The 13,834-nt window shown below is 61.6% G+C and carries 12 protein-coding genes; 6 read left to right on the top strand and 6 right to left on the bottom strand.

Going from position 1 to position 13,834, the window contains the following annotated elements; genetic code table 11:
• Positions 1-2: 2 nt before the first annotated feature.
• From HX839_RS08550 to HX839_RS08540, 3 genes are all read right to left on the bottom strand, one after another.
• A complete protein-coding gene (locus tag HX839_RS08550) occupies positions 3-980 on the bottom strand; it encodes a hypothetical protein (RefSeq protein ID WP_003215523.1) in 978 nt (325 codons plus the stop codon).
• Positions 981-1,871: a neutral zinc metallopeptidase gene (locus HX839_RS08545; protein WP_003215526.1), complete on the bottom strand. Its 891-nt coding sequence runs from the start codon at positions 1,869-1,871 to the stop codon at positions 981-983.
• 115 nt (positions 1,872-1,986) lie between these two features.
• On the bottom strand, positions 1,987-2,403 hold the full coding sequence (locus HX839_RS08540) for a hypothetical protein (RefSeq protein ID WP_008436613.1): 417 nt from the start codon (positions 2,401-2,403) through the stop codon (positions 1,987-1,989).
• A 186-nt stretch (positions 2,404-2,589) separates the two neighbouring features.
• Between HX839_RS08540 and HX839_RS08535 the strand changes: the two genes are divergently transcribed.
• Entirely contained in the window at positions 2,590-3,468 is an 879-nt protein-coding gene (locus HX839_RS08535; protein ID WP_003215531.1) for a DMT family transporter, read from the top strand.
• A 5-nt stretch (positions 3,469-3,473) separates the two neighbouring features.
• Here HX839_RS08535 and HX839_RS08530 read toward each other — a convergent pair whose 3' ends face one another.
• On the bottom strand, positions 3,474-4,808 hold the full coding sequence (locus HX839_RS08530; RefSeq protein WP_003215533.1) for an MFS transporter: 1,335 nt from the start codon (positions 4,806-4,808) through the stop codon (positions 3,474-3,476).
• Between the two features lie 254 nt (positions 4,809-5,062).
• On the opposite strand from HX839_RS08530, the gene quiC reads away from it, so the two are divergent.
• Together quiC and HX839_RS08520 are read left to right on the top strand one after the other, a co-directional pair.
• On the top strand, positions 5,063-6,961 hold the full coding sequence (gene quiC, locus HX839_RS08525; protein ID WP_177066949.1) for a 3-dehydroshikimate dehydratase QuiC: 1,899 nt from the start codon (positions 5,063-5,065) through the stop codon (positions 6,959-6,961).
• Between the two features lie 71 nt (positions 6,962-7,032).
• The gene (locus HX839_RS08520) at positions 7,033-7,698 is read left to right on the top strand and encodes a TetR/AcrR family transcriptional regulator (protein ID WP_003215538.1); all 666 of its coding nucleotides are present in this window, start codon (positions 7,033-7,035) and stop codon (positions 7,696-7,698) included.
• A 122-nt stretch (positions 7,699-7,820) separates the two neighbouring features.
• Here HX839_RS08520 and HX839_RS08515 read toward each other — a convergent pair whose 3' ends face one another.
• Together HX839_RS08515 and aroQ are read right to left on the bottom strand one after the other, a co-directional pair.
• Positions 7,821-8,687, bottom strand: coding sequence for a shikimate dehydrogenase (locus tag HX839_RS08515; protein WP_177008839.1), 867 nt, complete (start codon positions 8,685-8,687; stop codon positions 7,821-7,823).
• Complete coding sequence (gene aroQ / locus HX839_RS08510; RefSeq protein WP_087693554.1) at positions 8,684-9,124, bottom strand: type II 3-dehydroquinate dehydratase; 441 nt, start codon at positions 9,122-9,124, stop codon at positions 8,684-8,686. Before aroQ ends, HX839_RS08515 begins: the two co-directional genes overlap by 4 nt.
• Before the next feature lie 205 nt (positions 9,125-9,329).
• Here aroQ and HX839_RS08505 point away from each other — a divergent pair, with 205 nt between their 5' ends.
• The 3 genes from HX839_RS08505 to HX839_RS08495 all read left to right on the top strand — a co-directional run bounded on the left by HX839_RS08505 (position 9,330) and on the right by HX839_RS08495 (position 13,789).
• Positions 9,330-9,851, top strand: a complete 522-nt coding sequence (locus tag HX839_RS08505; RefSeq protein ID WP_003215543.1) for an RNA polymerase sigma factor — start codon at positions 9,330-9,332, stop codon at positions 9,849-9,851.
• A 63-nt stretch (positions 9,852-9,914) separates the two neighbouring features.
• A complete protein-coding gene (locus tag HX839_RS08500) occupies positions 9,915-10,904 on the top strand; it encodes a FecR family protein (protein WP_177066948.1) in 990 nt (329 codons plus the stop codon).
• A gap of 134 nt (positions 10,905-11,038) precedes the next feature.
• A complete protein-coding gene (locus tag HX839_RS08495; RefSeq protein WP_003215548.1) occupies positions 11,039-13,789 on the top strand; it encodes a TonB-dependent receptor in 2,751 nt (916 codons plus the stop codon).
• Positions 13,790-13,834 lie beyond the last annotated feature (45 nt).

Genomic DNA, 13,834 nt, shown 5'->3' with positions numbered 1-13,834 from the left:
GGTTATTGGAACAGTACTTTCTGCCCTTCAGGCGACGTAAACATCTTGTCCCCGTTATGCCCAACCCCCGGCACTTCCACCAGCTTGTGGCCCAACTGCGGGTGCCGCTGCTTGAGGTAGTCAAAATAATTGTGCCCGCGAATCAAGCGATACGCGCCCTGGGTTTCAGCGCCGCAGCTCTTGTCCAGCGCCGGGTGATTCGGGTCGGTATCCTGCTGGCCCAGCAAGTAAGTGACATTACGCGAGACGTAAGCCTGCTCCAGCTGCTCGGCACTTTGCCCCTTGGCGTAGGCCGGCAGGTTTTGCATGCCGTACTTCCAGTCGTTGAAGCCCGGGCAACTGGCAACATCGAATTTCACCGGACGCTGTGGGCTGAAGTACGCGTAGGACGACGGGTTGGCCACCACATAACGCAGGCTGATGCCCTCGGTTTGCAGCAGCGGGTGATCATGCCCGGTCAGCGCAAAACGCTGCACCACCTGGCCGCCACCGGAATGGCCGGCCACCACGATTTCCTTCAGGTTCGGGAACAGCTTGCGGTTGCCCAGGTGCTTGATGATCTGGTCCAGCGCGCCGTAGGAGCTGATCTGGCCCGGGCCTGTGGACGGCTCGCCGGCCATCCAGTCGTTACTGTTCCAGCGCAGGGTCTGGCTGTCGATCTGGTTGCGCTTGAGGTCGGTCTGGTTGAGGAACTGTGGCGCAATCACCAGGGTATTGGCGTTTTGTCCTGCGGCTTCGGCCGCTTTTTCGCCGCTGTCCAGGTAGGTCATCGCGTTGCGCAAACGGCCATGCACGATGATCAGCGCGCGGGTAACTTGAGGCAGCGGCTGGCGCCAGTCCTGGCTCAAGCCGACGCTCAGGTCGCCGGCATCCAGGTGAAAACGATCGGGACTGACCACCTTGACGCCATGTTCGGCAGCCCAGGTGGAGGAGGAACAGGTGATCAACAAACCTAACAGCAGACCCAGTCGTTTATTCATTTAAAGGCTCTTGGCGGTAAAGGTGTCGCATTGAGTGATCTGGCCCTGGGCGAAGCCGGTCTTGAACCAGCGAACCCGCTGTGCCGAGGTGCCGTGGGTAAACGAGTCAGGCACCACGCGGCCCTGGCCCTGTTGCTGCAAGCGGTCATCGCCAATCGCGTTGGCCGCATTCAGTGCTTCTTCAATGTCGCCGGGCTCCAGCCAGTTCAGGCGCTTTTGCGCGCGGTTGGCCCACACCCCGGCGAAGCAGTCGGCTTGCAGCTCCTGGCGCACCAGCAGGCCGCCGTCGCCTTGCATCTGCCGGCCTTGCTGGCGGGCTGCCTGAATCTTCGCCGAGATGCCCAGCAGCGTCTGCACGTGATGTCCGACTTCATGAGCGATCACGTAGGCCTGGGCGAAGTCGCCGGCGGCCTTGAAGCGCTGGGACATTTCCCGGAAGAAATCCAGGTCCAGGTATACCTGTTGGTCTGCCGGGCAATAGAACGGCCCGCTGGCGGACGTGGCGCCACCGCAGGCGGAGTTCACCCGGCCACGGAACAGGATCAGTTTGGGGTTCTTGTAGGTCAGGCCGTTTTCCTGGAACACCTGGGCCCAGGTGTCTTCGGTGTCGCCGAGGACGGCGCGCACGAAGTCGGCTTGTTCATCATTGGCCGGCGGCGCCTGGCGGGTTTGCGGGCTGACGGAGGGCGCTTGCTCGGTGAGCTGGCCGCTGAGTTGCCCGAGGATCTGCATCGGGTCCTGGCCGGTCAGCCAGCCGATGCCGACGATCAGCACGATGGCCGTCAGGCTCAGGCCCTTGCCGCCCCCAAAACGCATGCCACCGCCACCGCCGCCGCTGTCATCGCGGGCGTCTACCACGTTGTCGCTGCGTCGGCCTTTTTTCCATAGCATGTGGCAATCCTCTTTGTGAACCTGCAGCTCAGTGTTGTTGGTGTGTAGGGTTGGCGCCAGTCCGGCTGTCTGACGATGCTAAACGCTGCGTCGTCCGATCTGTATGAAGCTTGTGTCAGTCGCGGCAATACCCTTCGCCGGTGTCGACGATCAGGCAGTCCTTCTTGTCGGCCAGCCATTTCAGGCCAGTGGCTTCGCCGTCGCCAGCGCTCAGGATCTGCGGGCCGTCCGGGCGTTCAAAGGTGATGCCGTCTTCGGATGCCTGGCCCTTGAAGGTGCCGGAATCGTCGTCATCCAGGCCGTATTTCATGGTCAGTACATAGTGGCCGCGGCCGATGCTGTCGTCCTTGGCGATGGTCAGGTTCAGGCCTTCGACGCCAATCCACTTGCCGACCCATTTGTCGGTGGGCAGCACCTGCGGTACCAACGTTGCCTGGACAGACGGCGGGGCGGGCGCCTTGGCGGTCTCGGCTTGCTTGTCGCAGGCGCTGAGCAGCGTCAGGGTCGAAAGAATCAACAGGGTTTTTTTCATGGTGAGAAGGCCTTGGTTAAAAAACGCGCAGTGGGCGGGGCGGCGTGAAGCGTTGGACTGGAAAACCGCAATTTAGTGCGCTGTTCGAACAGTGTTTGGTTATGCTCTTGAGCGAGGCGCTTTACCCGTTCTAGATTATGCCGCGGTATGCGGCGGTCATTTCAGCCTGCCACTCAAGAGAATGCAATGACCCTCAGTACCCCACTTTCCGGCGTCAACCACCCGCTCAAAGGCATTTTGCTGATTGTGGTGGCGACCTTTCTGTTTTCCAGCCACGACGCGCTGTCCAAATACCTGGCCGGGTTCTACCCGATCGTGATGGTGGTGTGGGCCCGCTACCTGGTGCACACGCTGTTGATGGCCGGGATCTTCCTGCCGCAATCGGGCCTGCGGGTACTGCGCAGCAAACGCCCTTTACTGCAAGTGGCGCGGGCGTTGTGCCTGCTGGGCACCAGCCTGTTCTTTACGGCGGCGCTGCACTTTATCCCGTTGGCCGAGGCCACGGCGGTCAACTTTCTTGCGCCGATCCTGGTCACCGCGTTGTCGGTGCCGCTGTTAGGCGAACACGTGACCCGCGGCCAATGGCTGGCGGTGATTTGCGGGTTTATCGGGGTGCTGATCATTGTGCACCCGGGCGGTGAGCTGTTCACCCCCGCGGTGTTGTTGCCGCTGACGTCGGCGTTGTTCTTCTGCTTCTACCAACTGCTCACCCGCATCCTCAGCAAGTACGACACGCCCACCACCAGCAACTTCTTCGCCGGGTTGTGCAATACCTTGGTGATGAGCGCGCTGGTGCCGTTCTTCTGGCAGGTGCCGAGCCTGTGGCACGGGGTGCTGATGCTGGCGCTGGGCACTTGCGGGATGACCGCACACTTGATGCTGACCCAGGCCTTCCGCTTCGCAGCGCCGGCCCTGCTGGCGCCGTTCGGCTATTGCCAGATCGTGTTTGCGGGGTTGTTGGGCTGGCTGGTGTTCAACCACACCCCGGACCTGACCACCGTGGTCGGGATCGGGGTGATTTGCCTGAGCGGGTTGGCCGCTGCCTGGCAGCAGCGGCGCAGGTAGGAAACTCAGACCTCGACGGTCGGAATCTTGCGCGGCGCCATGAAGTACATCCAGATCAGCGCGATGAAGTACATCGCCGGAATCAGGGTGAACAGCACGGTGTAGTTGTTGTTGGTCACGGTCAGGATATGGCCGACGATTTGGGTCATGAACATCCCGCCGATGGCCGCGCACATGCCGCCAAAACCAAACACCGTACTCATCATGTGCTTGGGCGTGTAGTCCATCACCAGGCTCCAAATGTTGGCGGTCCAGGCCTGGTGCGCGCCAATGGCCAGGGAAATCGCAAACACCGCGACCCACAGGTGGCTGGAGCCGGCGGCCATGATCACTCCGACGATGCAGCAGGCAAACAGCAACATCGACAGCAGCCGCGCCTTGATCGGGTTCATCCCGCGTCCGATCAGGAACGAAGACAGGATCCCGCCGCCGATGCTGCCGAAGTCCGCCGTCAGGTAAATGATGATCAGCGGGATGCCCATCTGGGTCACGTTGATGCCCAGGTTGTATTGCTGATTCAGGAACGGCGGCAGCCAGTACAGGTAGAACCAGAACACCGGCGCGGTCATCGAGTAGGCGAGGGCGAAGGCCCAGGTGCCGCGCATCCGCAGGATCCGGCTGAACGGTACGCGGGGTTGTTCCGGTTCGACTTCCTGTTGTACGTAGTCCAGTTCCGATTGCTTCACGCTTGGATGGTCTTCCGGGTTGTAGTACTTCAAGCCCCAGAGCACCAGCCAGATCCCGCCCAGTGCCGACATGCACAGGAACGCCGCCTGCCAACCCCACACGTGGAGGATCAGCGGCAGCAGCATCGGCGTCATCATCGCGCCGACGTTGGTGCCGGCGTTGAAGATCCCGGTGGCCACGGCACGCTCGCCAGCGGGGAACCACAGGCGGGTGGTCTTGACGCAGGCCGGGTAGTTGGCGGCTTCGGTCAGCCCGAGAATGAACCGGCAGACCATAAAGCCCACCGCCGAGGTGGCCAGGCCATGGGCGCCGGTGGCCAGGCTCCACAGCAGCACCGCGCAGAAGAACACGCGCTTGACGCCGACCCGGTCGATCAACCGGCCTTGCAGCACAAAGCCGATGGCGTAACCCACCTGGAACCAGAAGTTGATGTTGGCGTAGTCCATCGCCGTCCAGCTCATTTCCTTGGCCAGGATCGGTTGCATCACGCCGAGGGCGGCGCGGTCGATGTAGTTCAGGGTGGTGGCAAAAAACACCAGGGCCAGCATGCCCCAGCGGGTTTTACCGACAGCCATGGCGCCACGGATTTTGTCACCGATGCCGCTATGGGGATTGCTGTGGCCCACGGCCACGGCGGGATTTTGCGAAGGCATGAGGAAGTACCCGTTTTTTTGAAATTTTTATGGTGTGTTCAGGGTCTTGGTTAACCGAGGCCGCTCAATGGAAGCGGGGCTCAATGTGCTATCGATGGTGCGCAGCGGCTAAAAAATCGTCAATTCGCCGATTGCCATTCTGTTCGATAATCGCCCATAAAACTAACCGGTTCGTACATTTCAATTGCTGTGATGAACCTGGCGGCCAATAATTTGCCGTAAACAAGACATGCCTCAATGCCGGGAGTCGCCCCATGCAACGCTCCATCGCCACCGTTTCCTTGAGCGGAACCTTGCCGGAAAAACTCGAAGCCATCGCGGCTGCCGGGTTTGATGGCGTGGAAATCTTCGAAAACGATCTGCTGTATTACGACGGCAGCCCGCGTGAAGTCAGGCAAATGTGCGCCGACCTCGGCATTGCCATCACCTTGTTCCAGCCGTTCCGGGACTTTGAGGGCTGCCGCCGCGACCGCCTGGCACGCAACCTGGAGCGGGCCGAGCGCAAGTTCGACTTGATGCAGGAGCTGGGCACCGACCTGGTGTTGGTGTGCAGTAACGCGTCAGCCGATGCCGTGGGCGATGAAAGCATTCTGCTGGATGACCTGAGCCTGCTGGCCGAACACGCTGGCCGCCGGGGCTTGCGCATCGGCTATGAAGCGCTGGCCTGGGGCCGGCACGTCAACACCTGGCAGCAGGTGTGGAACCTGGTGCGCAAGATCGATCATCCGAGCCTGGGCGTGTTGCTCGACAGTTTCCACACCCTGTCTCTCAACGGCGACCCGAGTGCGATTGCCGAGATTCCCGGCGACAAGATTTTCTTTGTGCAGATGGCCGATGCACCGATCCTCGCGATGGATGTACTGGAATGGAGCCGGCATTTCCGCTGCTTCCCAGGCCAGGGCGAGTTCGACCTGGCGGGCTTTCTCGCCCCGATCATCAAGAGCGGCTACACCGGGCCGTTGTCCCTGGAAATCTTCAACGACGGCTTCCGCGCCGCGCCGACCCGGGCGAATGCCGCCGACGGCCTGCGCTCGCTGCTGTACCTCGAAGAGAAAACCCGCCAGCGATTGGAGCAAGAAGCGACGCCGGTTCCCGAGATCCTGTTTGAAACCCCGGCCGCCAGCGAATACGACGGCATTGAATTCCTGGAATTTGCCGTGGATGAAAACCTCGGCGCCAAGCTCACTTCATGGCTGGAGCGCCTGGGCTTCGTCAAGGCCGGGCAGCATCGATCCAAGAGCGTCAGCCTGTTGCGCCAGGGCGATATCAACCTGATCCTCAATTGCGAACCCTATTCCTTCGCCCATAACTTCTTCGAGGCCCACGGCCCGTCGTTGTGCGCCACGGCGATCCGGGTAAAGGACAGCGCCAAGGCCCTGGAGCGGGCGGTGGCCTACAAGGGCCAGCCGTATCGTGGGCTGGTCGGCCCCAACGAGCTGGAGCTGGCAGCGGTGCGCGCACCGGATGGCAGCCTGATCTACCTGGTGGACCAGCACGAAGGCGGCCTCTACGACACCGACTTCAACCTGCAACCGGCGAACGCCGCCAGCGGCGGCCTGCTGCGCATCGACCACATGGCCATGGCCTTGCCCGCCGACAGCCTCGACAGTTGGGTGTTGTTCTACAAAAGCTTGCTGGATTTCGAAGCCGACGACGAAGTGGTGCTGCCGGACCCCTATGGCCTGGTGAAAAGCCGGGCACTGCGCAGCCGTTGCAGCTCGATTCGCCTGCCGCTGAATATTTCCGAGAACCGCAACACCGCGATTTCCCACGCGCTGTCGAGCTATCGCGGCTCGGGCGTGCACCACATTGCCTTCGACTGCGCGGACATTTTCGCCGAGGTCAGCCGGGCCAAGGACGCCGGTGTGCCGCTGCTGGATATCCCGCTGAACTACTACGATGACCTGGCGGCGCGGTTTGATTTCGACGACGAGTTCCTCAGCCAGCTCGCGTATTACAACGTGCTGTACGACCGCGATGCCCAGGGCGGTGAACTGTTTCACGTTTATACCGAACCGTTCGAGGGCCGGTTTTTCTTCGAGATCATCCAGCGCAAGAACGGTTACGCCGGCTACGGTGCGGCCAACGTGGCGGTGCGCCTGGCGGCCATGGCCAAGTCCCGCAGCGGTGCGGTGCGCCAGGCCAGGTTGTAAGGTGCCGGCGCTTCCTTCGGCGTGCGGCGCGGCCCATAATCAGCGCCTGCACCTAAGGCCGTGAGCGCACCATGACCCTGACCTCCGAGCTTCCCGCCGCGGCCACCGCACCGCGCAAGAGCCGCAAGAACAACCCGGAAAAGACCCGCGAGAACATTCTCCAGGAAGCCATCGTCGAGTTTGTCACCCAGGGCCTTTCCGGCGCCCGGGTGGACGCGATCGCGGAGCGTATCCAGACCTCCAAGCGCATGATCTATTACTACTTCGGCAGCAAGGAACAGCTCTACGTCGAGGTGCTGGAGAAGCTTTACGGCGACATTCGCAACACCGAGACACGGATGAACCTGACGGCCCTGGAGCCCCGGGAAGCGATCCGCCGGCTGGTGGAATTCACCTTTGATCACCACGATCAGAACGTGGATTTTGTGCGCATCGTGAGCATCGAGAACATCCACAACGCCGAGTATGTAAAGCAGTCGACGTCGATCAAGGCGATGAACAGCAACATCCTCGAAGCCCTTGGCACCACGTTGCGCCGGGGCGCCGAGTTGGGGTTGTTCCGGGAAGGGCTGGAGCCGCTGGACGTGCACTTGCTGATCAACTCGTTCAGCTTCTACCGGGTGTCGAACCGCCACACCTTCAGCGAGATCTTTCAGATCGAGTTGTCGGATGAGGCGGTCAAGCAGCGGCATCGGGCGATGATCTGCGAGTCGGTGTTGCGCTACCTGCAGGCTTGAGTTCAACACCGAGCAAAATGTGGGAGCGGGCTTGCTCGCGAATGCGGTGGGTCAGTAAAACATCCGGTGGCTGACACTCCGCATTCGCGAGCAAGCCCGCTCCCACATTTCTAATCCGGTTTCTACAGTTGGGTGGTCATGCTCTGGAAGTGCGCGAGCATGCGCTCTGCATCCGCCACTTCGCCAGTGAACAACTCAAACGCCTTCACCGCCTGAAACACCGCCATGTTGCCGCCATCCAGGGTGCGGCAACCCAGGGCGCGGGCGTTGCGCAGCAGTTCGGTTTCCAGTGGGAAGTACACGATCTCCGCTACCCACAAGTCGGCGCGCAAGGTGCCCAACGGCACGGGCATGCCCGGCAGCTTGGCCATGCCCATCGGCGTGGTATTCACCAGGCCATCGGCCTCGGCCATGGCGCTTTCCAGGTCATTGCCGGCCTGCGCCCGGCCGGTACCAAAATGCTGGTTGAGGTTGTTCGCCAGGCTGCGGGCACGTTCGGCGTCCATGTCGAAAATACTCAAGCGTTCCACACCTTCACCCAGCAGCGCATGGGCGACTGCCGCCCCGGCGCCGCCCGCGCCCATCTGCACCACGAACTTGCGAGCCACATCACTCAAGCCCCGGCGAAAGCCTTCGGCAAAGCCCAGGCAGTCGGTGTTGTGGCCGATGCGTTTACCGTCGCAAAGCACCACGGTGTTCACCGCGCCGATGCCCCGTGCTTCGGGTGACAGGTCATCCAGCAGCGGCAGGATCGCCTGCTTGCACGGGTAGGTGATGTTCAAGCCGGTGAAGTTCATCTGTTCGGCCGCCATCAACAGGTCGGGCAGGGCGCGGGTATCCGTCTGCAACTGGTCGAGGTCGATCAGGCGATACAGGTAACGCAAGCCCTGTGCATCGCCTTCGCGCTCGTGCAAGGCCGGGGTGCGGGAAGCCTGGATGCCGGCGCCTATCAGGCCGGCCAGAATTCGACGTTTGGACACCGCGCTCATCCCTTCAAGGTCTTGCTGAAATGTTCGAGGGCGAGGTGATAACCGTGGCTGCCAAACCCGGCCAGCACCGCCTTGGCAATCGGCGACACGAACGAGTGATGACGGAACGCTTCCCGGGCATGCACGTTGGACAAGTGCACCTCGATCACCGGTACTTCACTGGCCACCAGCGCGTCGCGGATCGCCACCGAAGTGTGGGTCCAGGCTGCCGGGTTGATCACGATGCCGGCGCAACGGGCGCGGGCGCCGTGGATCCAGTCCAGCAATTCGCCTTCGTGGTTGGTCTGGCGGAATTCGACTTTCAGGCCCAGTTGCTCGGCGCTGCGGCCACACAGGGCAGCAAGGTCGGCCAGGGTTTCATGGCCATAAGTGGCAGGCTCGCGAGTGCCGAGCAGGTTGAGGTTGGGGCCGTTGAGCACCAGCACGATGGGCGGCATAGAGGGTTCTCCACTGTTGTTTTTATGTAGGTCGATAAAATGTACTGAATGGTTAATTTGGTCAATCGCGTGGGTGGGAACCGTTCGATTACCGAACGCAGAATGAAAACCACCGTTGTGTGGATCAGAGTTGATATCAATTGAAAATCATTCTCGACAACGCTTAAGATGCCCGCCTGTTTCCTTAACATTCCAGGGAGTCGGTTTGTCGGACGTGGATCTCAAAGGCCTCTTTCTCAAGCACGCCGATACCCTGCGCGGGTATCTCGCACGCAAGGTACGGGACCCGCAGTTGGCCGCAGACCTGGTGCAGGAGAGCTTCCTGCGCCTGGCGCAAAAGCCGGCCGGCGAGCGCATCGACAACTCCCAGGGCTATCTCTATCGCACGGCCGGCAATCTGCTGATCGACCATATCCGCCAGGAGGCGCGGCGCAAGACCGACTCCGTGCCCCATGAGGCGCTGGCCGAGATTGAAGATGAAATGGCCGGGTTGGAGGCTCAGGCGATGGCGCAGCAACAGCGGCAGGCATTGAAGCAGGCACTGGCGGAATTGCCGGAGCGTACCCGGCAGATTTTCCGCCTCAACCGGATCGAGGGCATGACCCATGCCCAGGTCGCGCGCCACCTGGGCATTTCCGACAGCTCAGTGCAAAAGCACCTGGCCAAGGCGCTGGCGTATGTCATGCAGCGTTTGCAGGAAGGTGAGGCGGGGCCGTCCGACGAATGAATTACCGACAAACCTGGGGTCAGACGTCACAGCGTTATATAACGAAAAATTCGAGATTCACACGTGAATAGCCCGGGTCCGCAACAGCACAGCATTACCGAGGCGGCTGCCGATTGGGCGGTGCGCCTGCACGCCGGCGCCCTGACCGATCAGGAGCAGGCCGAGCTGCGCCAATGGATCGCCAGAGACAGCCGCCATGAAGCGGCGCTGCGTTTTGCCGAGCAGACGTGGGCGGCGCTGGGCGAGGTGCATCGCGAGGAGACGGTGCATCGCCAGCGGCCGCCCGCTACCGCTGCGCCGGTGCGCGGCCCTCGTCGGCGCAGGCCGTGGCGCATGGCGGCGAGTGTTGCGCTGTTGCTGGTGGTGGCGGGCGTCGGCTGGGTGCGCGGGCCTGAGGCGCTGCTGCAGGTGCAGGCCGATTACTTCACCCAAAAAGGCGAAGTGCGCACCGTGCACCTGGCGGACGGCAGCAGCGTGCAACTGGATTCTGCGAGTGCGATCAAGCTGGATTTTGACGGTGTGCAGCGGCGCATCAGCCTGATCAAAGGCTCGGCCATCTTTGATGTGGCGCCCATGGCCGGTGAGGAAAAAAGACCGTTCGTGGTGCGCAGCGCCAGCGGGCAAACCCGTGCCCTGGGCACGCGGTTTGTGGTCGAGCGTGAGGACGACCGGCAGGCCTGGGTCGGAGTGTTGCAGCACAGTGTGGCCGTCACGCTGCAGGCGCTGCCGCAGAAAGCAACTGTGCTCAAGGAAGGCCAGGCTGCGCGCTACAGCCCGGAGAACGGCGTGGTCGCCCTCGACGACTTCGACCTGGAGCGCGCCACCAGTTGGCGTCGCGGTGTGCTGATCTTCGACCGCTTGCCGCTGGCCAAGGTCATCGAACAGCTCAACCGCTACCGGCCGGGCAAGGTGGTGCTGACCAATGCCGACCTCGGCACCCGTGAAGTCAGCGGCGTGTTCCGCCTCGATATGCTCGACACGGCCCTCGGCACCCTGACCGAAGAATTACAGGTGCAGCGCTTTGATCTGGCGGGGCTGAGCCTGATCTATTGATGGGGTCGCCGGGCCCCGTTTACGCCCTTTGAAAAAACTTTCAAAAAAACCTTACTGAGTTCCGACGCCTGACACGTCCTGTTAAGTGAGAAGTATTCGCATAAACAAGAATGGTCAGCGAAGGGATAACGTCGATGTCTGCAATCACCAAGGGGCGCAACACCGGTAGCCGGTTGGCCCTTGCCATCCACCTGGGGCTGTTAGCCTCCGCCTGCCAGGTGCAGGCCGCCGAGGCGCCAGTCGGTGAATCACAGCCTGTCACGTTGACGTTTGATATTGCGGCGCAACCCTTGGGCCTTGCCGTACTGACGTTCGCCGACCAGGCCGGGTTGCAAGTGTTGTTCGACAGCGCGCGCCTGCAAGGCCTCACCAGCACCGCGCTCAAGGGCCGTTACAGCGCCCAGGAAGGCCTCGGCCGATTGGTGGGCAGTGCACCGGTGGAATACCGCTTTACCGGGGACCGGCAGGTGACGCTGACTCGCGTCGGCGCCGACCATGACGGTGCGCTGACCGTGGGCACCACCACCATCACCGGCAACACCAACGGCAAGCCAAGCGACTGGGTGTACGACACACCGCGCTCGGTGGCCGTGATCAGTCGCGAGCAGATCGACAAACGCCCACCACGCCACGCCGCCGACATGCTCGAAGAAACCGCCGGCGTGTACACCGCCGTCAACCAGCGTGACCCGGGCCTGTCGGTGAACATCCGCGGCGTGCAGGACTACGGCCGGGTCAACATGAACATCGACGGCATGCGCCAGAACTTCAACGTCAACGGCCACCAGCAGCGCAACGGCACGATGTTGATCGACCCGGAATTCATCTCCAGCATCGAAATCGACAAGGGCAGCCAGTCCGGGCAGGGCGGTGCTGCCGTGTTGGGCGGGATTGCATCCTTCAAGACCCTGGAGGCCAGTGAGTTCCTGGCCGATGGCAAGGACTATGGCGGGCGTCTGCGTGCCGGTAGCGGGATTGGTGAACTGGGTAACGGCACCTATTTCAACGGCAGCGGTGTGTTTGCCTTTGGCGACGAGCGCGGCGACGTGCTGCTGGGGTACAGCGAACGGCATTTTGGCGACTACCGCGCCGGTACCCACAACGACCAGAAACTGGGCACTCATTTGCGCGCTCGTGACTCCCAGCCTGCGGCCTTCGACGATTGGCTGAACAGTGAGGTCGGTGACACCGGCAGCGTGACCCGCTCGCAAATCGTCAAGTTCGGCCTGAACCTGCCCAATGACCAACGGGTGCAACTGAGCTACCTGGAAAGTGACAGCGACAGCAATGACGCGTGGGCCTACACCGCCCCGGATAACCAGAGCGTGTACTACCAGCGCGTCAGCAAGAACAACCTCAATGCCAGGAACGTCGGACTGGATTATCGCTACACGCCGGATAACCCGCTGATCGATTTCAAGGCCAAGGTCTACTACGTCACCACACAGATGGACCGGGACAATGCGCCCAACACCGCGTCGCTGACCTCCGGCAACTATGTGGCGGGCTACACGGATCATTTTCAGACCGATACCTGGGGTGTACAGGGCGACAACACATCGCGGTTCGACTTCGATGCGTTGGGTCATGTGAGTTGGAACTACGGCGTGGAGGTGTATCAAGACAAGTTCAAGCCCAGTACCAACAAGGTCGAGGCCACCAACCTTTCCGGCCTGTTGCCTTACGTTGAAGGCGGGACGCCCGGTGGCAAACGCACCATCGCCAGCCTGTTCAACAACCTGCAGTACGAATATGGCGACTGGCTGACGCTGGATGCGGGCTTGCGGTACGACCGCTATCGGCTGGAAGGGGTCACCGGGATGACGCTGTACCGGCGCGATCGGTTCTACAGCAGCACGGTAGGTGCCAAGCGTGTCGAGGAAGTGTTCGACATTGATAGAGAAGAGGGCCAGTTCTCTCCCACGTTCGGTATCGGCATAAAGCCGGGGCTGGACTGGATGCAACTCTACGCCCGCTGGGGCAAGGGCTGGCGCCCGCCGGCGGTGACGGAAACCTTCATGACCGGGCGTCCTCACGGTGGCAGCTCATCAGAGCGGGTGTTTCCCAACCCGTTCCTGAAACCCGAAGAGTCGCGGGACTGGGAAATGGGCGTGAACGTATTCAAAGAGGGACTGCTGTTCGGTGACGACCGCCTGGGCATGAAGGTGGCTTACTTCGATACCCGGATCGAGAACTTCTCTTTCCTCAATCACAGCGTCAGTTTGCCGGAGACCTCCGTCGGCGGTTTTCTCGGCACGATGGCGTACGTCAATAACACCAACCCCACGCGCTTTCGGGGGGTGGAGTACCAGCTCAACTACGACATGGGGCGGGCGTACGCCAACCTTAGTTACACCCACATGATCGGCAGTAATGAGTTCTGCTCGAAGAACTATTACATGGGCGGGGCGAAGAAGAACGGGCCGTCCACCACACGCTATGAACGCTACACCCGGCCAAACGGCACGATCGGCCTGCGCCCGGTGACCACGTATGAGGTGCTGGACGACGATGTCGCCAACAACAAGGAAAGCTGTGGCCGGATCATGGGCAACGCCACCTATATGCCGGCTGATCGCGGCTCGCTGACCCTCGGCGCGCGCTTCCTGGAAAAGCGACTCGATATGGGCGTCCGCGTGCGCTACAGCTCAGGCAATGGCGAGAACCTCGACTCACAAGGTTATGACTTCATCGACCAGGCGCTATGGCCCCAGTACACCCTCTATGACCTGTACGCCAGCTACTGGATGACCGACCAATTGAACATCGCCCTGGCGCTGGAAAACGCCACCGATGAGGCCTACTTCGTTGCCATGGGGGACGCCAATAACCTGAGCCTGGCGCGCGGGCGAACGTTGAGCGGGATGCTCGAATACAAGTTCTGATCAAGGTGCCACGGCACTTTATCAACCAACGGTTTTGCCCAAGGG

This window comes from Pseudomonas sp. I8001 (assembly GCF_013385345.1).
Classification (GTDB): domain Bacteria; phylum Pseudomonadota; class Gammaproteobacteria; order Pseudomonadales; family Pseudomonadaceae; genus Aquipseudomonas.
This window is presented reverse-complemented; position numbering and strand designations above follow the sequence as displayed.